The organism is Xanthomonas sp. LMC-A-07 (assembly GCF_030208825.1).
In the GTDB taxonomy this organism is placed as follows: domain Bacteria; phylum Pseudomonadota; class Gammaproteobacteria; order Xanthomonadales; family Xanthomonadaceae; genus Xanthomonas; species Xanthomonas campestris.
In genome coordinates this window covers 1-20458 of record NZ_JARVTF010000005.1, presented here as the reverse complement: position 1 = coordinate 20458, position 20458 = coordinate 1, and the positions used below count along the sequence as shown (strand labels likewise).

Here is a 20458-nt window from a genome sequence, read left to right as displayed (position 1 = left end):
TTCCCGATTCCCGATTCCCGATTCCCCAATCCCCAATTCCCAATCCCGAAAATCAATGATCGCTGGAACGCAGCCCATCCACATCCAGGATCAGCGCCATGCGGCCGTCGCCGATCAGGGTGGCGCCGGCGTAGCCGGGCAGGCCGCGTAGGGCGCGGGGCAGGGGCTTGATCACCACTTCCTCGCGGCCGCGGACCTGGTCCACCACCAGGCCGAAGCGGGTCTCGCCGGCCTGCAGCAGCACCACGGTCAGCAGCGGCGGTTGTTCGGCGGGCACGCCCAGCCAGCGTCGCAGATCGATCAGCGGCAAGGTGTGCGAGCGGCGATCGAGCACGGCGCGGCCGTCGAACCAGCCCAGCGAGGACTGCGGGGCATGCAGCACCTCGACCACGCGAGCGAGTGGCAGGGCGTAGACCGCTTCGCCGGCCTGCACCAGCAGGGTGGGCAGGATCGCCAGGGTCAGCGGCACGCGGATCATGAAGCGGCTGCCGCGGCCCAGTTCGGACTGGATCTGGATCTGCCCGCTGAGCTCGCGGATACGCGATTGCACCACGTCCATGCCGACGCCGCGGCCGGAGATGTCGGTCACCTCGGCCTTGGTCGAGAAGCCGGGCATGAAGATCAGATGCAAGCACTCGTCGGTGCTCAGGCGCGCGGCGGCTTCTGCATCGATCAGGCCCTTGTTGCGGGCGATTTCGCGCAGGCGCTCGGGGTCGATGCCGGCACCGTCGTCCTGGATTTCGATACTGACGTAGTCGCCTTCCTGCTGTGCGGACAGGCGCACGTGGCCACTACGCGGCTTGCCGGTGGCTTCGCGCAATGCCGGTGATTCGATGCCGTGGTCGATCGCATTGCGCACCAGGTGCACCAGCGGGTCGGCCAGGGCTTCGACCAGGTTGCGATCCAGCTCGGTTTCGGCGCCAATCAGTTCCAGTTCCACTTCCTTGGACAGGGTGCGCGCCACATCGCGGGCCACCTTGGGAAAGCGCGAGAACACCTTGCTCACCGGTTGCATGCGGGTGCGCATGACCGCGGTCTGCAGGCGGGCGGTGGCGATGTCGAGCGTGCTCACCGCGCGGTCGAGTTCTTCGTCGCGCAAGCGGGTACGCAAGGTCTTGAGCCGGTTGCGCGAGAGCACCAGTTCGCCGATCAGGTTGACGATGGCGTCCAGGCGCTTGGTATCCACGCGCACGGTCTGTTCGGCTTCGGCGCCACCGCTCTTGGCCGCGGCTTTGGGCGCGGCCTTGGCACCGGCGGCAGCCGGTGCCTGGCCGGCGGGCACCGCGGCGAGCGCCGCGGCCTTGGGCGCGGATTTCACCGCCGGCGGGCCGCTCTTGGCATCGAACTGCGCAATCAGCGAGGCCGGTGCATGCGGCACCGGGTCACCCGAGCCCATCGCATCGAGCATGGCCTGCAGATAATCCAGCGACTGCTGCGCGGCATCGAAGTGATGCGCCTGCAGCACCGCCTGGCCGGAGCGCGCCATGCCGAGGGTTTCTTCGGCGGCGTGGCACAGCTCCACCATGGGCTTGATCGCCAGAAAGCCGGCGCCGCCCTTGAGCGTGTGGAAGCCGCGGAACACCGCGTTGAGCTGGTCGGCTTCGTCTGGCGCCTGTTCCAGCGACACCAGCTGTTCGCCGAGGCGATCCAGGATTTCCTGGGCCTCGACGATGAAATCGGCAGCAATATCGTCTGGAACAGCACTCATGGTTACAACCCCAATCCGGACAGCAGGTCGTCGGCGTCGTCTTGCGACACCGCGTGACGGTCCAGGCCCTTGACTGCAGGACCGGCAAGACCGCCGTCGTCTTTTTTCGGCTCGGTGCTTTTCGGCGGCAGGCCGAGGGCACCAAAGCCTTCATGCACGCGCCGCACGATGCCGGCCACGCGCCGGATGATCTGGCCGCTCAGGTCCTGGTAGCTCTGCGCCAGCGACAGCTCGGTCAGGTTGTGGCGCATCTTGTCCATCAGCGCGCCCTGGTCCTCGTTAAGACCACCATCGCGCAGCTGGTTTGCCAGCAAACGGCATTCTTCGACCAGATCCAGCGTGCGATGGCTGGCCTTTTCGGTCATTTCCACCACGTGGTCCAACCGCGAGCAGGCGTCGTCGAGCTCGCCGGCTTCTTCGGGCAGGGTGGGCAGTTCGCCCAGGGCCTGGCCCAGTTCGCGTGCAAGCCGGCTCAGGCCCTGCATCATCGGACGGGTGCGCAAGGCGGCGAGGTGGTCGACCTCGCGCTTCCAGGCGGCTTCGTCACCGCTTTCCAACGCATCGAGCGCGCCCTGCAGGCGGTCGATCAGCGCGGCGCGTTCGGCATTGGTGTCCACGGTGGCGTTCATCAGGCGGTCGCCGCCAGACGTTCGAACACCTTGCCCAGCTTTTCTTCCAAGGTCTGGGCGGTAAACGGCTTGATGATGTAGCCGTTCACGCCGCACTGGGCGGCTTCGATGATCTGTTCGCGCTTGGCCTCGGCGGTCACCATCATCACCGGCAGGTGCTTGAGCTTGGCGTCGGCGCGGATGTTGCGCAGCAGGTCGATGCCGGTCATGCCGGGCATGTTCCAGTCGGTGACCACGAAATCGAACGGGCCCGCGCGCAACGCAGCCAGTGCGCTGTTGCCGTCTTCGGCCTCTGCGGTATTGGTGAAGCCGAGATCCGCCAACAGATTCTTGACGATACGGCGCATCGTCGAGAAGTCGTCCACGATCAGGATCCGCATGTTCTTATTCACATCAAGCTCCTAACACGAAAAATACGCGAAAAATTAGTCGTCAATTTCGACACCGGCATCGGCCAGTTCGAAGACTTTGAGGCGGCCGCGCAGACGCACCACGGCTTGGCCATGGATCTGGCAGACGCGCGACTCGCTGACACCGAGCACGGCGCCGATTTCCTTCAGGTTCAATTCCTGTTCGTAGTACAGCGACAGCACCAGCTGCTCGCGCTCGGGCAACTGGCCAATCGCCTTGCCCAGCTCGCGACCAAACTCGCCGCGCTCCATCATCTGCTGCGGATTGGGGCCACCCTTGGCGGTGGTGTCCAGTTCGCCGTGATCTTCGATGCGCGATTCCAGGCTCAGCACCTGGCCGCGTGCGGCGTCTTCCATCAGGCGCAGGTAGTCGGGCAGCGGCATCTCCATCGCGGCGGCCACTTCGGTGGCGGCGGCGGCGCGGCCGGTGTTCTGTTCGATCTTGCGCACGGCGGCGGCGGCGTCGCGGGCCCGGCGATGCACCGAGCGCGGCACCCAGTCGCCACGGCGAATCTCGTCGATCATCGAGCCGCGGATACGGATCGAGGCATAGGTTTCGAACGAGGCGCCCTGGTCGGAGTCGTAGCTGCGCGAGGCTTCGATCAGGCCGATCATGCCGGCCTGGATCAAATCGTCCACTTCCACGCTCGCCGGCAGGCGCGCGGCCAGATGGTGGGCGATCCGGCGCACCAGGTCGGCGTGCTGGGTGACCACATCGTTGGCGTTATTGCGTTGCACCGCACGGTACTGGGCCGTGGCGGTCGTTGCGGTGGCGGTACTCATGCGGCCACTCCCCGTTGGATGATGCGTTCGACGAAGAACTCGACGTTGCCGCGCGGCACGGTGGGGGCCTGCCAGCGCGAGGTACGGCGTGCGATTTCGGCAATGGCCTGTGCCGAGGGACTGGCCGGGTAGGCCTTGATGACCGGTTGCTGGCGCTGCACCGACAGGCGCAGCCAATCGTCCTGCGGCACGTGGCCGAGGTAGTTCAGCGAGACATCGCCGAGGAACTTTTCGCACACCCGCGAGAGCTTGTCGTACAGCAGGCGGCCTTCGTTGGGGTCGCGCACCATGTTGGCGATGATCTGCAGGCGGTCCACGCCGCGTTCGCGCGAGAGCACCTTGATCAGCGCGTAGGCGTCGGTGATCGAGGCCGGTTCGTCGCAGACCACCACCACGGTGTCCTGGGCGGCCTGGCAGAAGGTCAGCACGCTGTCGGTGATGCCGGCGGCGGTATCGATGACCATCACGTCCAGGTCGCGCTCCAGTTCGGAGAACACGTTGACCAGGCCGATGTGCTGGGCCGGGGCCAGTTCGGCCATGTGGCGGCGACCGGAGGCGGCCGGCACCACGAGCACGCCGCCGGGGCCTTCGATGATCACTTCGTCCAGCGTGCAGCGGCCGGCGATCAGGTCGGCCAGGGTGTACTTGGGCGACAGGCCCAGCACCACGTCCAGATTGGCCAGGCCCAGGTCGGCGTCGAGCAGCAGGGTGCGCTTGCCCATGTCGGCCAGGGCCACCGCCAGGTTGGCGGAGATGTTGGTTTTACCCACGCCACCCTTGCCACCGGTCACGGCAATGGTGCGCACCGGGCCCAAAGGCTCGGGACGGGTCGCCGACAGGGGGAAGGCGTTGGTCAGCTTTGCGTATTCACGCGACTGCATGGTTGTGCTCCGGAGTACAGGGCTTATCGGCAGCGCGCCGCAAATCTTCAAGGCGAAGAACGAGACTGGCGGCATTGGCACGGTGCAGGTCATCGGGGACGCGTTGTCCGTCGGTGACCCAGGTGATCGGCATCTGGTGATCGACGACCACCGACAGGGCGCTGCCGAAGCGCCCGGTCTCGTCGAGTTTGGTCAGCACCACGCCCTGGGGCTTGGCATGGGCGAAGCGGCGCACGACCTCGTCGAGGTCGGAAAAATGGGCGTTGGCGGGCAGCACCAGCAGCGAAGTGACCTGGCGGGCGGCGCGCAGCCAGTTGAGCTGGGCGGCCAGGGCGCGGTCGCGCTGGCCCATGCCGGCGGTGTCGATCAACACCAGCTTGTAGTCGCGCAGGCGCTCGAGCAGCTCCAGCAGGCTTTCGGCGCTGTCGGCCTCGTGCACGGCGATGCCGAGCTGGCGGCCGTAGCTGTGCAGCTGTTCGCGGCCGCCGACACGCTGGGTGTCGGTGGTGACCAGGGCCACGTCGCGCGGGGCGTGCTGGGCGGCGAAGCGCTGGGCAAGCTTGGCGATGGTGGTGGTCTTGCCGGCGCCGGTCGGGCCGACCAGGGCGATGACGCCGCCCAGTTCCAGCGGGTCGACCGGGGCCACCGGCAGGCGCTTGGACAGCAGGCCCAGCATCAGCCCACGGCCGCGGTGCAATTCGGTGTCGGCCGGGATCTGCAGGGCGACATCGCGGATCAGGCCGGCGTCGAAGCCGTAGTCGTCCATCAGCTCCAGCGCCTGGGCACGCACCGGCGAGCCGCGCAGGCGTTCGTCGGTGAGGCGGTTCATTTCGCGCTCGATCATCTGGCGCATCAGCGCCAGCTCGCCGCGCAGCTGCTTGAGTTCTTCGTCGTTCTGCGGCGCCGGGGCGGCGGCCTGCACGGCGGCCAGGGCGACCGGCGCCACCGGGGCGACGACCAGCGGCGGCAGCGCGGCCGGCGGCAGGATCTGCGGCAGCGCGTCGTCCAGGTCGAAGCCGTCGTCGGCCAGTTCGTCATCGTGGTGGTGTGCGATCGCGACCGGTGAGGCAACAGCGGCCGGCATCGCCGGGACCGGCGCGGTGGCGACGACCGGGGCCTGCAGCGGTGCACGCGGCACCGGCGGGGTGGTCAGGAATTCGGCGAACAGCTGCTCGGGCAGTTCCGACAGGGCGTGCTCGGGCTGCTGGCGCATGGCGGCAGCCGGTGCGCTCTGCACGGCAACCGGCATCGGCGCCGCAGCGCGGACCGGTGCAGCCGCCGGGGCGGGGCGCGGCACGCTGACCGGCTGGCGCAGGGCCATGGCGGCGATCATTTCTTCGGCGGCACTGGCCACGCGCTGGCGCTGGGTCATGCCGGCTTCGGCGGTGTCGCGACGCGGCACGTGCACAGGAGCAGGCTGGATGGCCGGCGCCTGCTGGACCGGAGCCGGCGCCGCAGCGGCGGCCGGCACGTCGGAGCGGGCGGTTTCCAGGGCGCGCTGCACCAGTTCTTCGTCGTAGTTGCTGGCGGCGACGATCTCGACGCCTTCGGCGGTGCGGCGGTTGGACAGGATCACCGCGTCCGGGCCGTGCTCTTCGCGCACCATGCGGAATGCGGTGCGCATGTCCGGGGCAACAAAGCGTTTGATCTTCATGCGAAGTGCCTCCAGGAACAGGACCCGACGGACGCCGTACGGGTGCGGGTGAAATGTGGGTGTGTTGCCAGCGTCATGAGGTGCCTGTCCCGTTCGTTCGTCCAAGTGCTGCGTCCCGCCCCGCAGCGGTGTGGCTGTCTGCGGTCTCGCCAGAGCTAATGCATGCGGTGTGCCAAAACGCGGCGCCGGGGTTTCGGCGCGTGGGTTTATGGGATTGGGACGGGGCGGGGTTGGGTGTTTGGCCTGGGCGGAAGTGGTCAAGTCGTTGGATTGATTGACGTTTTTTCGGGGCGGCGATGCGGTGGCGACGCCTTGCGGGCAGAGCCGCTGGTGGGCTGGGTGACGAACGTGGATCGATTGGAGCGCCTGGAAACGGCCAGCGCCCTGCAATCGATTGGAGGTTCGGAGCGGTGGCGGGTTTCCGACGCCGGGTTTTGGCAGTCGATTACCGGGCTTCAGCATTCGCTCGCCGGTCGGCAGGCAGTGCCGACGCCGAGGCGCGGGGCGCCGGTCAATGCGTAGGAGCGCACTTGTGCGCGATGGGCGTTCCCGATGAAGCCCTATGGGCGTTCCCGGTAAAGCCCTCGCGACCGAGGTCGCTCCTACACAAGCGGTGTCAGCGAGATTGTTGGCCGATCGCGCGTGGTCGGGTCGCCGGTATTCCGTAGGAGCGCCCTTGGGCGCGATGGGCGTTCCCGGTGAAGCCCTATGTGCGTTCTCGGTAAAGCCCTCGCGACCGAGGTCGCTCCTACACAAGCGGTGTCAGCGAGATTGTTGGCCGATCGCACGTGGTCGGGTCGCCGGTATTCCGTAGGAGCGCACTTGTGCGCGAGGGCATTCCCGATAACGCCCGTCGCGCCCGGGTGCGCTCCTACGCGGTGGCCAATCGACGAACCCGCCTCATCAGTCACCACGGCGAAGGCCGTCTGACCACAAACCCGTCTTATCAATCGACGGGCCTGGGTCAGCTAATGGTGCCCGCCAGCTTCAGCCGCGTGATTCGAAGCGCCCGGCTCAGCTAATCGTGCCGACCAGCTTCAAACGCTTGTCTTCCGGCACTTCGCTATACGCCAGCACCGACAGGCTCGGCACGCTGTGGCGAACCAGGCGGGCCAGGGCGGCGCGCACCTGGCCGGGCACCAGCACCACCGCCGGTTCGTTGCGGGCTTCCTGCTTGCCGACGCACTCGGCCAGGCTCTGGTGCAGGCGTTCGGCCAGGCCCGGTTCCAGCGCCACGCCGTTGCCATGGGTGGATTCCTGCAGCACGCGCTCCAACTGCGGGGCCAGGGTGAACACCGGCAGCTCGGCCGACATGCCGGCGATTTCCTGCACGATGAACCGGCCCAGCGAGGTGCGCACCGCGGCGGTGAGGGCGGCCGGGTCCTGGCTGTGCGGGGCGTGCTCGACCAGGGCTTCGACGATCTTGCGCAGCTGGCGTACCGGGATGCGTTCGATCAGCAGGTTTTGCAGCACGCGCACCACCACCGACAGCGGCAGCGCCTTTGGAGTGAGGTCTTCGACCATCTTCGGCGCGGTCTTGCCCAGGGTGGCCAGCAACTGCTGCACTTCTTCGTGGCCGAGCAGCTCCGGGGCGTGTTCGCGGATCAGGTGCGACAGGTGGGTGGCCACCACGGTGGCCGGGTCGACCACGGTGTAGCCCATCGATTCGGCATAGGCGCGCTGATGCGGCTGGATCCAGGTGGCATCCAGGCCGAACGCCGGGTCCTTGCCGGGAATGCCGTCCAGCTGGCCGAGCGCACCACCCGGGTCCAGGGCCAGTTCGCGGTCGGGGTAGATCTCGGCGGTGGCCACCGGCACGCCGTGCACCAGCAGCCGGTAGGCGTTGGCTGAGAGCTCCAGGTTGTCGCGGATGTGCACCGGCGGCACCAGGAAGCCGATGTCCTGGGTGAGCTTGCGGCGCACGCCCTTGATGCGCGCCATCAATTCGCCGCCCTGGTTCTTGTCCACCAGCGGAATCAGGCGGTAGCCCACTTCCAGGCCCAGCGGGTCGATCGGGCGCAATTCGTCCCAGCTCAGCTCGGCGCTGGCGGCGGCGGCCGTTGCGGCAGCGGCGGCCTTCGGGTCGGTCGCGGCTTCGCCGGTGGGGGCCACCACCAGGCTGCGCTTGTACATTTTCCAGGCGATCACGCCCAGGATCAGGCCGAGCGTCAAAAACGCGACGTTCGGCATGCCGGGCACCAGGCCGACCAGGCCCAGGATGGCCGCGGCCACCGCCAATGCGCGGTGCTGGCCGAAGACCTGGCTGATCATGGCGCCGCGCATGTCCTGCGCCCGCGAGGCGCGGGTCACCAGCAGGGCGACCGAGGACGAGACCAGCAAGGCCGGCAGCTGCGCCACCAGACCGTCACCGATGGACAGCAGTGTGTAGGTGGACGCCGCATCGATGAAGGACATGTTGTGCTGGAGCATGCCCACCGCCATGCCGCCGATGAGGTTGATGAACAGGATCAGGATGGCGGCGATGGCGTCGCCGCGGATGAACTTGTTGGCACCGTCCATTGCGCCGTAGAAGTCGGCTTCCTCGCGGACCTCTTCGCGGCGGGCCTTGGCTTCCTCACGCGTCAGCAAACCGGCGTTGAGGTCGGCGTCGATGGCCATCTGCTTGCCGGGCATGGCGTCCAGGATGAAGCGGGCGGTCACTTCCGACACGCGCCCGGCACCCTTGGTGATGACCACGAAGTTGATGATGGTCAGGATCGCGAACACCACGATGCCCACGGCGTAGTTGCCGCCGATCACGAACTGGCCGAAGGCCTCGATCACCTTGCCGGCCGCAGCGTGGCCGTCCTGGCCGTTGATCAGGATCACGCGGCTGGAGGCGACGTTCAGCGCCAGCCGCAGCATCGTGGTCATCAGCAGCACGATTGGGAAAATGGTGAATTCCAGCGGGCGCTGCACGTAGACCACCGCCAGCAGCACCATCAGCGAGATGGCAATGTTGAAGGTGAACAGCGCATCCAGCACCGGCGCGGCCAGCGGCACCATCAGCATGGCCAGCATGGCCATCAGCGCGAGCGGGGCGCCCAGGCCGTTGCGCAGCAGCTCCATCACGCGGCGGGCGTTCATCGGGGCGGGTTGGGCGCTCATGCACTGGCCCCCTTGCCGAACTCATCCACCTCGAGCGGCGGCAGATCGGGCATCGGGCCGCCATTCCAGCCGCGTAGCTGGTAGACGTAGGACAACACCTGTGCCACCACCGAATAGAGTCTCACGGGAATTTCCTTGCCGAGTTGGGCTTCCCTATACAAGGCGCGTGCCAAAGGCGGCGCGGTGACGATCGCCACCCGGTGCTGCTCGCAGGCTTCGCGGATGCGGAAGGCCATTTCGTCCACACCCTTGGCCACCACGACCGGGGCGCGCATCTTGCCGCCTTCGTACTTCAGCGCCACCGCGTAGTGGGTGGGATTCATCAGCACCACGTCGGCGGTGGGCAGCGCTTCCATCATCCGGCGCTGCGACATCTGCATCTGCATCTGGCGGATGCGGCCCTTCACTTCCGGGCTGCCTTCGCTTTCCTTCATCTCGCGCTTGATCTCCTCGCGCGTCATCTTCAGCTTCCGCAGCCAGTTCCACTTCTGGTACGGCGCGTCGAAGGCGGCCAGCAGCACCAAGGCGCCTGCGGTGTAGAACAGCAGGCTCTTGGTGAAGTCCAGCCCGTTGCCCACGGCCTGTTCCAGCGGCTGGTTCACCAGCGAGCGCAGCCCGTGCAGGCCCTTGGAGATACAGAGGCTGGCCGCCAGGCCCACGAACAGCAGGCGCAGGATCGACTTGACCAGCTCGGCCAGGCTGTTGCTGCCCCACATGCGCTTGATCCCGTTCATGGGATTGAGCTTGTTGAGGTCGGGCATGATCGCCTTGCCGGAAAAGTGCAGGCCGCTCATCAGCAGCGGGCCGACCAGCCCGGCCGCCAGGCAGATGCCGATCAGCGGCACCATCACCCACAGCAGTTGCAGCAGCAGGTCGCCGAAGTGGCCGAACAAGGCCATCGGGTTCTCGCGCATCTTCGGGTCGGGGCTCAGCGCGGTCTTCATCCAGACACTGGCGCCGTCGCCGATGCCGCGCGCCATCAGCATCAGCGCGAACACGCCGGTACCGAACACCGCGGCAGTGGACAACTCGCGCGATTGCGGGATGTTGCCTTGCTCGCGTGCTTCGCGCAGGCGTTTTTCGGTCGGTAGTTCGGTGCGTTCGCCGCCGTCTTCGGACTCGGACATTGGGGGGCCGTTGACTGGATTGGCCTTGCGTCATGCAAGTGGTGTTCCTTAAAACGGGAATGGGGAATCGGGATTCGGGAATCGCAAGGGCGGGGGGCTGCGCGCTGGGCGATTGCGGGGGCGCGGGAATAGGCAAAGCCAGGTAGCACATGCCCTGCAGGTTGCGATGACCGGGCAAGCGGCGGTGGTGCGTTTTACGCCGTATGGCTGGGAGCGTGCATGGTCTAGATCGGGGCGCCTGGCGATGCCAACCATGTGGGTGCGCTGTTGGGTGGTTCGGTGTGTGTTGGCAGCCAGCTGCTGGGAGCGCGAACGATTGGGCTGGGCCACGGGATCGATTGGCCTGCATGGGGCTGATGGGGCTGACGGAGGGAGGGCGTCAGGTTGCCGGCGTTGGGCTGCGTACGCGCAAGGTGCGGGCTTGCGCCTGCGGAACTTTCATCTGCAGCCTTGGGGCTCAGCTGGCGCGGCGGCGTTCGCCATCGCGTTGGGCGACGACCAGGGCGATGAAGCGGTCCGGTTCCATCGGCCGGCCCAGCAGGTAGCCCTGCAGTTGGTCGCAGCCCAGGCGTTCTAGCGTGTTGCGCTGGGCGGCGGTCTCTACGCCTTCGGCCACCACCTGCAGGCGCATGGTGTGGGCCAGGGCGACCACCGCGGCGACGATGGCGATGTCTTCCGGGCCGCTGTCCATGGCCTGTACGAAGCTGCGGTCGATCTTGAGCTCGTGGGCGGGCAGCTTGCGCAGGTAGAGCAGGTTGGAATAGCCGGTACCGAAGTCGTCGATGGCGATCCGCACGCCCAGGTCGGTGAGCTGGCCCAGCGTGCGCAAGCAGGCATCGGCATCGCGCATGGCCATGGTTTCGGTGATCTCCAGGGTCAGCTGGCCGGGCGCGATGGCGTGCGCGGCCAGGGTGGCGGCCACTTCCGCCGGCAGGCTGGGCGAGGCCAGCTGGGTGGCGGAGAGGTTCACTGCCACGCGCCAGTCGCCGTGCCCGGCATCGCGCCAGGCGCGCATCTGCCGGCAGGCTTCTTCCAGCACCCATTTGCCGAGCGGGCCGATCATGCCGCTGCGCTCGGCCAAGGGGATGAAGCTGTCCGGCGGCACCATGCCGCGTTCGGGATGCAGCCAGCGGATCAATGCCTCCGCACCCAGGGGGCGGCCGTCTTCGGCGCAGTACTTGGGCTGGTAGTGCAGGGCGAACTGGCCCAGCTCCAGCGCGCGCGGCAGATCCTGCAGCAATTGCAGGCGCTCGCGGGTGGTGCCGGTCATCGAACGGTCGAAGAAACTGTAGCGGTTGCGGCCGGCCTGCTTGGCGTGGCCCATGGCGGCGTCGGCGTGGGTCATCAGCTGGTGCTCGCTACCGGCATCTTCCGGATACAACGCAATGCCCACGCTGCTGCTGAGACGCAGCTCGTGGTCGCCCACCAAAAACGGCAGCGCCAGCGCCTGCACCAAGTGCCCGGCGATGGCGGCTGCGTCTTCCGGGTCGGCGATGTCGGCCACCAGCACGAATTCGTCCGCGCCCAGCCGTGCCAGGCTGCCATGCGCGCGCCGATGCGCGCCCAGCCGCTGTGCCACGGCGATCAGCAACTGGTCGCCGAGCTGATGCCCGTAGCCGTCGTTGACCGCCTTGAAGCCGTCCAGGTCGATCAGCATCACCGCAAAGCGCTGCCCGTCGCGCTGGCCGCGCTCGATGCTTTGCAGCACGTGCTCATGCAGCAGCACGCGGTTGGGCAGGCGCGTCAGCGGGTCGTGCAGGGCGGCCAGCACCAGTTCTTCATTGGCCTGTGCCAGCGATTGCGCCAGCACGTCGGTGCGTTGCTGGAAGCGGCGCGACAGCACCGAGATCACCAGCGCCAGCCCCAGCAGGCCCAAGGTGACCGCCGCCACCACCGAGGCCAGCCACGACAGCGGCAGCTGCGCGCCGATCCCGGCCGCGCCGCACATGCTGCCGGGCGCAAATTGCGCGGCAGCCATGCCGGTGTAGTGCATGCCCACGATGGCCACGCCCATGATCATGGCGGCGACCACGCGCAGGCTGTAGCGGCGGCCGTCGTGGCGCAGCTGGAAGGCGATCCACAACGCTGCAGCCGAGGCGCCGATGGCGATCGCCACCGAGACCGCGAACAGCAGCGGGTCATAGGTGATCTCCGGATCCATGCGCATCGCCGCCATGCCCATGTAGTGCATCAGCGCGATGCCCAGGCCCATCAGCAGCGCGCCCAGGCTCAAGCGGCGCCAGGGCAGGTCGGCGCGCGAGGTCAGCCACAGCGCCAACGCCGACGCCGACGCCAGGATCGCCACCAGCATCGAGTACGCGGTCAATGCCAGGTCGTAGCCCAGCGGAATCGGCAGCTGGAATGCCAGCATGCCGACGAAGTGCATCGACCAGATGCCGAACCCCATCGCAATGGCGCCGCCTACCAGCCAGGCGGCCGCAATGCCGCCACGGCTGGCGGTCATGCGCGCGGCCAAGTGCAGCGCGGTATACGAGGCCAGCACGGCCACCGCCAGCGACAGCAGCACCAGCGAAAGATTGTAAGTACCGACCACCCGTCCACATCCCGCGCCGACACAAGCGCTTGCCCTGTGAGCTAACGACCCGCCGCGCCGCTTCTTGAGTGGGTGCGGCGGCGGGGTTCATGCAACCGAGCAGGCCGGGGTTTCCGGTTCGATCCGGTTGCGCCCCTGGCCCTTGGCGCGATACAGCGCCTCGTCGGCACGCGCCAGCAGGGTCGGGGTGCTGTCGCCGCTGCGGAACCAGGCCACGCCGACCGAGCAGGTAACCCGCAACGGCCGCGCAATGCCGACCTCGTACGGCGTGGCGCCGATCGCCTCATGGATGGCGCGCAGGCGGTGCTGGCTTTGTTGGGTCATGCCCGGCAGCAGCAGCAGCAGTTCTTCGCCGCCATAGCGGCCCACCTTGTCGGAGTCGCGCAGGCAGTTGGTGAGCCGCGCGCCGACCTGCGCCAGCACGGCGTCGCCCACCAAGTGCCCGTGTTCGTCGTTGACCAGCTTGAAGTGGTCCAGATCGATCAGCACCACCGCCAACGGGTGACCGGCGCTGGCGCACTGCTGCAGTTCTTCGGCCATGGCCTCCAGCACACCGGAGCGGTTGAGCAGCCCGGTCAGCGCGTCATGGCTGGCCTTCAAGGCCAGAGCGGCGCGTGCGGTTTCCAGTTCGCGCTTCTCGCGCTCGAGTTGGTAGGTCCGTTCGGCCACCAGCTCGGCCAGCATGCGTTCGCGCGCCACCAGATGGCGGTGACGCCAGCGCCACAGGCCGGCCAGCACGGCGGCGCCCATCAGCACATACAGCGCGATAGCCGGCGGGCTGCGCCACCACAGCGGTGCCACCGCAAACGGCCAGTCGACGATGGGCGAGGCGGTGCGCCGGTAGCGGTCGAGCACCTGCACCTGCAGGCGGAAATGGCCCGAAGGCAGCGGCGGCTGGTCGATGGCCAGGTCGTTGGTCTGGATCCATTCGTCGTGCAGGCCGAGCAGGCGATAACGCACGCTCAGACGGCTGGGGTCGTCGTAGACCTGCAGGCTGGACAACGCCAGATGCAGTGGCTTGTCGTTCCAGGCCAGCAGCTGGCCGCGCTGCACCGGCACACCGCCACGGGTGACGCTGTCGATACGCACGCTGGGCTGCTGCTGGTCGAACAGCCGCGCCGGCGTGCGCACATGGCTGACACCACGCGCGGTGCCGATCCACACCGAGCCATCGGGCTCTTCCAGGAACGCGGCTTCGGAGACATCGTCCCAGAGCAGGCCTTGCGACTGCGACAGATGCGACCAGCGCTGGCCGTCGTAGACCTCCACGCCACCGGCGTGGCCGACCCAGATCCGCCCGGCGCTGTCCTCGCGCAGCAGGTACACGCCCGCTTCGCCCAGGGCCTCGTCGCTGACCGCCTGCAGGTCCAGCCCGGAGGGCTGCAACACGCCATGCCACACCCCGGGGCGATAGAAGGCCAGCCAGACTTCGCCGCTGTCGGTGACGTGGAATTTGCTCACCCAAGGCTCGCCCGGCGCGCCGTTGACGCGGATCGGAATCTTGCTCCAGTGCGCTCCCTGCAGGCGGAACAGGCCATTGGCGCTGGACACCCACACACTGCCGTCGCCGCTCTGCTGGACATCGGTATAGGCAATCGCCGGCAAGTCGGCCACCCGGTGCAGGGGGCCGCCCTGCAAGGCCGTGTCGATGACGAACAGCCCGGCCACGCTCAGCGCCCAGAGCCGCCCCTGGCGGTCGAGCAGCAGGCGGCGCCCGGTGCGCGGCAGCTTGCCGACCTGGGCGCTGCGCCCATCCGGCCAGTCGCGCCGCACCGCGCCGGCGGAATTGAGGGTCCACACACTGCCGTCGGCAGAGCGCACCATGCTCACCACCTGGATGCCCGAACCCGGCAGCGCCGGGGCAAAGCGGCCATGCGGCACGGCCTGCCGGCCAACGCCGTGTTCGTTGCCGACCAGCAATGCGCCGTGCGCGTCGCGGGTGATCGCCCAGGTGGGTGTCAGTGGCATGCCCTGCGAGGCGTCCCAGTTTTCGATCCATTCGTAGCCGGCCCAGCGCACCAGGCCTTCGCCATCGACGCTCATCCACACGTCGCCTTCGCCGTCGACCACCACCGCGTGGCTGCTGCCCTGCGGCAGCCCGTTGCCGGCATCGAAACTGCGCCAGTGGTCGGACTCCCAGCGCACCAGCCCGGCGTGGCTGCGCACCAGCACGCGGCCGCTGCGGTCCAGCACCAGTGGCGCTGGCTGGCCGACGGCGCGGCCATCGAGCACCGGCAGTGGCCGAACCGTGAAGTTGTGTGCGCCCGGTGCGCGGTACACGATCGTGCCCACGCCGCGGGCCCACAGCCCACCTGCGCGGTCGCGCAACACGCTGTACCAGCGATCGTCCGGCACGCCTTGCTGCGGGCCGTAGACCTGCACCTTGCGCTGCGCATCGATCGCACACAGCTGGCGTCCGCAGCCGGCCCACAAGGTGTCGCCATCCACCGACAGGCTCAGCACCTTGGACAGGTCCGGCACGCGCACCCGGGTGGCGGTGTCCAGCAGCGGTTCGCTATGCCAGCGTTCGCGCGCACGTGGCAACAGCCGCAGCAGGGTGCCGTTATTGGCCAGCACAGTGCCCCACGGCAGGCTGGCCAGCAGCACGCCGTCTTGCAGGTGGTTGACTTCAGTGGTGTCGAGCTTGCGAAAGCCGCGCTCGTCGCCGACGAACAGGCTCTGGAAACCGGCCACCCACAAGCGCCCGTCGGGCGCTTCGCTCATCGACGAAATGGGTTCGTTGCGCAGGCCATCCAGTGGCGACTGCTGAAAATTGCGGCCATTGAAGCGATACAGCCCGGTTTCTGTGCACGCCCACAGCAGTGTGTTGCGGGTCTGCAGCAAGCAGGTGCCAGCCAGCCCGAGCAGGCCTTGATCGTGTGCGTAGCGACGGATGGTGGCGGTCTGCGCACCGGCCAGTTCGGCAAACGCCAGCCACAGCATTACCAACAGCAGCGCCACGCCTTTCGACGGACGCCGGCTTGGCGAAGTGCACTGGCGGTTCTCGAACCCCACGGGCGTTGCGCTCTCCCACGCAGCGGCAGGCGTCAAGGCCGGTGCATCATGCGCCGTACCTCACGGGTGCCATGGACGGCCGGTCGTGCAAGCCGCGTTACCACGCTAACGGCTGCAGTGACGGCTTTCTTTAACCGGTGTTGTCGGCGTTGCGTGCTGCGTCACTGGCATGCAGCTGCGGCGCAGCGTCGTAGGCGATGCGGTTGCGTCCGTTGCGCTTGGCCAGATACAGCGCTGCGTCGGCGCGTGCGAGCAACTGTTCGACGCTGTCGCCGGGGTGCCGCCAGGCCACGCCGATCGAACAGGTGATCGGCAGCACGACCTCGCCGGTGGGGTAATCGCCGCAGATGCCGGCGTGCAACGCGTCCAGGCGATGGGTTGCATCAGCACCAAGGCCGGGCAGCAGCGCCAGCAATTCTTCGCCGCCATAGCGGCCGATCCGGTCGTTGCCACGCACCAGCGCATTCAAACGCTTGCCGACGCCCGCCAGCACCGCATCGCCGGCCAGATGGCCGTGCTGGTCGTTGACCTGCTTGAAGTAGTCCAGGTCGATCAGCACCACCGCCAGCGGTTGCTCGCGCAGCGGCGCGCTGTCGAGCATGCCGCGGAGCGCTTCCAGGATGCCGGCGCGGTTGAGCAGGCCGGTCAATTCGTCATGCGTGGCCTTGTGCGTCAATGCCGCGCGCGCGGCTTCCAGATCGCGCTTGTCCTGCTCGAGCTCGGCGGTGCGTTCGGCGATGAGATGTTCCAGTTCCTGCTTGCGCGCCAGCAACTTGCGCGTGCGCCAACGCAGCAGCGCCACCACGCCGCCGATGCCGGCGAGCACGTACGTCACGATGGCCAGCGCGCTGCGCCACCACGGCGGTCGCAGTGCGAAGGCGAACTGTGCAATGGGGCTGGCGCTGCGTTGGTAGGCGTCCAGCGCCTGCACTTCCAGCGTGTAGTTGCCCGGTGGCAGCAAGGGGTAGGTAATGTGGCTGAGCGAGGTGGTGGTCCAGCGTGCCTGGCGGCCTTCCACCCGGTAGCGGAAGCTGATGCGCTCCGGCCCGCCCTCCACACCGGGGGTGCGCAGGTCGATCTCCAGCGGCGTCTCCGACCAGCCCACCGATGTGTCCGCGCGCAGGCTGCGCTCGCCGCGCTGCACCTGGGCGATTTCCACCCGCAATGGCGGTGCCGCAAACAGGCGGTCGGGCTGGAGCAGATGGCTCAGGCCGCGGCTGCTGCCGATCCAGATGCTGCCGTCGGTGTCTTCGAAAAACGCATTGGCCGACATGTCGTCCCACAGCAGCCCCTCGGCGCGGGTGATCCGCGACCAGTGGCCGTGCTGATACAGATCCAGCCCCTGGCTGCTGCCCACCCACAGCCGGCCCTTGCGGTCGTGACGCAGGATGAAGGGCATCACCTTTGAGACCAGCGGGTCGGTCACTGCCTGCAGCGCCACGCTGCCGTCGGGTTGCACACGCCCGTGCCACAGGCCGACCTCGCGCAGCGACACCCAGAGGTCGCCATTGGCGGCGAAGTCGAGCTGGAACATGTCCTGGCTGGGCAGATCGCCATGCACCGGCACCTGCACCCAGCGGTTGCCATCGTGGCGATACAGGCCATCGGCGGTGGCCGCCCACAGCCGGCCCTGCGCGTCGAGATCGAGATCGCCGATAAAGGTACCGGCCAGCGCGACATCGGGTGCCAGCGGGTAGGGTGCCTGGCTGCTGCCGTGGTAGATGCCGCGCGGGGTGGCCATCCACAGCGTGCCGCTGCGGTCGAAGACCAGTTTGTAGACCGGGCTTGGCAGGTCCATCACCCGGCGCGTCTGCCCGGTGATTGGGTCGCGGCGCGCAATGGCTCCGGAAAAGAACGACACCCAGCCCGCGCCATCGGGCGCCACCGCAATGGCCAGCGCCTGCGGCAACGGCTGGCCGTCGTGTTGCAGCCAGGGCTGCGCGCGCTGCGCCTGTACCGGCAGCAGGCTGCCGCCGCCGTCCGCACCCACCGCCAGGGTGCCGTCGGGTAGCCGCTGGATGGCCCAGGTGGGCGCGGCGGCCATGCCCTGTGCTTCGGTCAGGTGTTCGATGCTGCCGTAGCCGAGCCAGCGCTGGATTCCCATGCCGCGCGTGCCAATCCACAAGGTGCCGGTGGATTGCTGCAGCAGCGGGCCCACCATCGCATCCAGGTGCAGGCCCTGGTCGGCACCGATCGCCGTCCAGTGGCCGTCCTGCCAACGCACCAGGCCATGGTCGGCACGCGTCAGCAGCCGGCCTTGCGGGTCTTCCACCATGGTGGTGGCGCCTGACAGCGTGTTGAAGGTGGCGTGCGCGCTGGACGGATGCGAACGGAAACGCGCCTCGCCTGGCCCGCGCGAGATGATCAGGCCACCGCCACGCAACCACAGCCGGCCGGCACGGTCGCGAAAGATCACCCGCCAGCGCTTGGCCGGTACGCCTTCCTCATCCGAGAGCACCTCCAGCAGCGTGCCGTGCGCATCCAGCCGGCACACGGTTGCCGCGCAGGCCACCCACAAATCATTGTCATCGGCCAGCAAGGCGCGGCGCGGCGGCAGCACCGTGCCATCGGCGGCGCGCAGCGGCAGCGGCTGCACCTGCCAGCCGGTGACTGCGGCAGGGGTCAGCGCCAGCAGTGTGTTGTCGCTCACCACCGCCACACCGTTGCGGTAGGCCTCGATCACGTTGCCGGCGTCGGCGCGGATCCGCTTGCCGTTGTACTGCACCTGCTCGAAGCGCTCGCCGATGCGGACGAACACGCCGTTGGCGGTGGCCACCCACAGCCGCCCGGCGCGGTCCAGGGTCAGTGCACGGGTGTAGCGGGCATCGAGGCCTTGCTCGGCACCGACCGTGACAAAGCGATCGCGCTCGAAGCGGTGCAGCGCGGTTTCGGTGGCCACCCAGACCGCGCCGTTGCGGTCTTCGAGGATGCCGTTGACCGACATCCCCTGCAGGCCATCGGCCTGGTCGTATTCGCGAAAGCTGAAGGTCTGCGCATGCGCCGCACCTGCGGTGCCCAGCAGGGCAACCACCAGCATGCAGAGCGCCCGCAGCCACGGCCAAGCCTGCAGCGAACCGCGGCACGGGAGCAGCAGGGCGAGCAGGGCAGGCAGCGTGGGCATCGGTTCCCGTCGACGGAGGAAGGGCAGTGAACACTGGCGATTGCCGCCATCAATCGTCCACCAGCATTGTCGGCCATGGCACCTAAAGCTTGAGGCCGGTCACGCTATCCTGTCAGCGCGCGCGCCGCATCGAACGCGCTGTCGAACAGCCGTTGCACTGGCGGTGCGAATTCGCTGGCGAAACTGGACAGCAGGAACAGCCCCAGCAACACCGTCAGCGGCAAGCCCAGCTGCATCGGGTTCAACGCGGGCGCGGCCTTGGCGAGCGCACCAAAGGCCAGGTTCACCGCCAGCATCGCCACCATCATCGGCAAGGCCAGGGTCAGCCCACCGCGCAGCACCTGCAGCAGCAAGGTGGGGGCCACTTCGGCAAACGCGGCCGCATCCGGCACCGCGGTGCCGATCGGCAAGGCCTTGTAGCTGTCCACCAGCAACGCGATCACCGCCAGGTGCCCATTGGCCGCGAAGAACAACAGCCCGAAGCCGATGTAGAACCACTGCGCGATCACACCGGAGGTCACCCCGCGCAGCGGGTCGGACATCTGCGCGAACGACAGACCGGTGGCCTGCGACACCAGCTCGCCGGCCAGCGCACCGGCCTCGAAGATCAGCCGCAGCATGAAGCCCATGCTGGCCCCCACGGCCAACTCGCGCGCAATGCTCAGCACCGCGGTGGCATTGAACCCGTCCCACTCCGGCACCGGCGGCAGGATCGGCGCCAGCGCCATCGCCAGGGTCCCGGTCAGCATGACCCGCACCCGCCCCGGCACCGCCCGCGTCCCGATCAACGGCATCGCAGTCAGCAGCGCACCGGTGCGCAGCATCGTCCACATGATCGCCCCGACCATCGCAAACGCGCGCTGGCCATCGATCACCATCTGGGTGGCGGCATCCATCAGCGCGTCCCGCTACCCGATCAGATGCGGAATGCGGTGGAACAACTCGATGGTGAACTCCACCAGATGTCCCAGCAGCATGCTGCCAGTGGCAAACAGGGTTGCGGTCAAGGCCACCGCCTTGGCGACAAAGCCGATGGTGGGCTCGTTCAACTGGGTGGCAGCCTGCACCACACCAATCACGACACCAACGACCAGCACCGCCAGCAGCATCGGTCCGGCAATCCACAAGACGGTGACCAGGCCACCACGCAATTCGGTCAGGGCGATTTCAGGGCTCATGGGAGTGCTGATGCAAGTGCGGTGCCAAAGGAGGGGATTGGGGAGGTGGGATTGAGGATTCGTTTGAAGCAGGGGCTGAAGTGCTCGGTCGGGGCCAGGTTGCAGTGGCGCACTGGGTAAGGGGTGGCCGTGCCCCTCACCTCGTCGCTGTTGCTCGGCCGTTGCTTAGCTTTGCTGTTGCCTGGCTTTTGCTGTTCTGCTTCGGGGTCCCCCATACCGCAGCGGCAAGCCAGGTAGATACAACCCGCAGGGCGGCGCGCATGGATGCGCGACGTTTTTGTAAGGGACAT

13 protein-coding genes are annotated in these 20458 nt (G+C 67.9%); all 13 read right to left on the bottom strand.

Going from position 1 to position 20458, the window contains the following annotated elements:
* Nucleotides 1-52: 52 nt before the first annotated feature.
* Nucleotides 53-1708, bottom strand: a complete 1656-nt coding sequence (locus tag QRM89_RS03070; RefSeq protein WP_012438327.1) for a chemotaxis protein CheA — start codon at nucleotides 1706-1708, stop codon at nucleotides 53-55.
* A gap of 2 nt (nucleotides 1709-1710) precedes the next feature.
* On the bottom strand, nucleotides 1711-2337 hold the full coding sequence (locus QRM89_RS03065; RefSeq protein WP_042599019.1) for a protein phosphatase CheZ: 627 nt from the start codon (nucleotides 2335-2337) through the stop codon (nucleotides 1711-1713).
* A complete protein-coding gene (cheY, locus tag QRM89_RS03060; protein ID WP_014507662.1) occupies nucleotides 2337-2729 on the bottom strand; it encodes a chemotaxis response regulator CheY in 393 nt (130 codons plus the stop codon). Before cheY ends, QRM89_RS03065 begins: the two co-directional genes overlap by 1 nt.
* Before the next feature lie 33 nt (nucleotides 2730-2762).
* Nucleotides 2763-3530, bottom strand: a complete 768-nt coding sequence (locus tag QRM89_RS03055) for an RNA polymerase sigma factor FliA (protein ID WP_011037072.1) — start codon at nucleotides 3528-3530, stop codon at nucleotides 2763-2765.
* Entirely contained in the window at nucleotides 3527-4411 is an 885-nt protein-coding gene (locus QRM89_RS03050; RefSeq protein WP_010374294.1) for a MinD/ParA family protein, read from the bottom strand. The genes QRM89_RS03055 and QRM89_RS03050 overlap by 4 nt, the downstream gene beginning before the upstream one ends.
* On the bottom strand, nucleotides 4398-6065 hold the full coding sequence (flhF, locus tag QRM89_RS03045; protein WP_042599020.1) for a flagellar biosynthesis protein FlhF: 1668 nt from the start codon (nucleotides 6063-6065) through the stop codon (nucleotides 4398-4400). The genes QRM89_RS03050 and flhF overlap by 14 nt, the downstream gene beginning before the upstream one ends.
* 1014 nt (nucleotides 6066-7079) lie before the next feature.
* Nucleotides 7080-9152, bottom strand: coding sequence for a flagellar biosynthesis protein FlhA (flhA, locus tag QRM89_RS03040; protein ID WP_016945277.1), 2073 nt, complete (start codon nucleotides 9150-9152; stop codon nucleotides 7080-7082).
* Between the two features lie 17 nt (nucleotides 9153-9169).
* A complete protein-coding gene (flhB, locus tag QRM89_RS03035) occupies nucleotides 9170-10300 on the bottom strand; it encodes a flagellar biosynthesis protein FlhB (protein ID WP_012438331.1) in 1131 nt (376 codons plus the stop codon).
* A gap of 457 nt (nucleotides 10301-10757) precedes the next feature.
* Complete coding sequence (locus tag QRM89_RS03030; protein ID WP_285447258.1) at nucleotides 10758-12854, bottom strand: EAL domain-containing protein; 2097 nt, start codon at nucleotides 12852-12854, stop codon at nucleotides 10758-10760.
* Nucleotides 12855-12941: 87 nt separating this feature from the next.
* On the bottom strand, nucleotides 12942-15869 hold the full coding sequence (locus QRM89_RS03025) for a ligand-binding sensor domain-containing diguanylate cyclase (protein WP_285447552.1): 2928 nt from the start codon (nucleotides 15867-15869) through the stop codon (nucleotides 12942-12944).
* Between the two features lie 130 nt (nucleotides 15870-15999).
* Entirely contained in the window at nucleotides 16000-18990 is a 2991-nt protein-coding gene (locus tag QRM89_RS03020) for a ligand-binding sensor domain-containing diguanylate cyclase (RefSeq protein ID WP_285447257.1), read from the bottom strand.
* A 104-nt stretch (nucleotides 18991-19094) separates the two neighbouring features.
* Nucleotides 19095-19886, bottom strand: coding sequence for a flagellar biosynthetic protein FliR (fliR, locus tag QRM89_RS03015; protein WP_011037080.1), 792 nt, complete (start codon nucleotides 19884-19886; stop codon nucleotides 19095-19097).
* Nucleotides 19887-19898: 12 nt separating this feature from the next.
* Nucleotides 19899-20168, bottom strand: coding sequence for a flagellar biosynthetic protein FliQ (locus QRM89_RS03010; protein WP_011037081.1), 270 nt, complete (start codon nucleotides 20166-20168; stop codon nucleotides 19899-19901).
* Nucleotides 20169-20458: the final 290 nt, after the last annotated feature.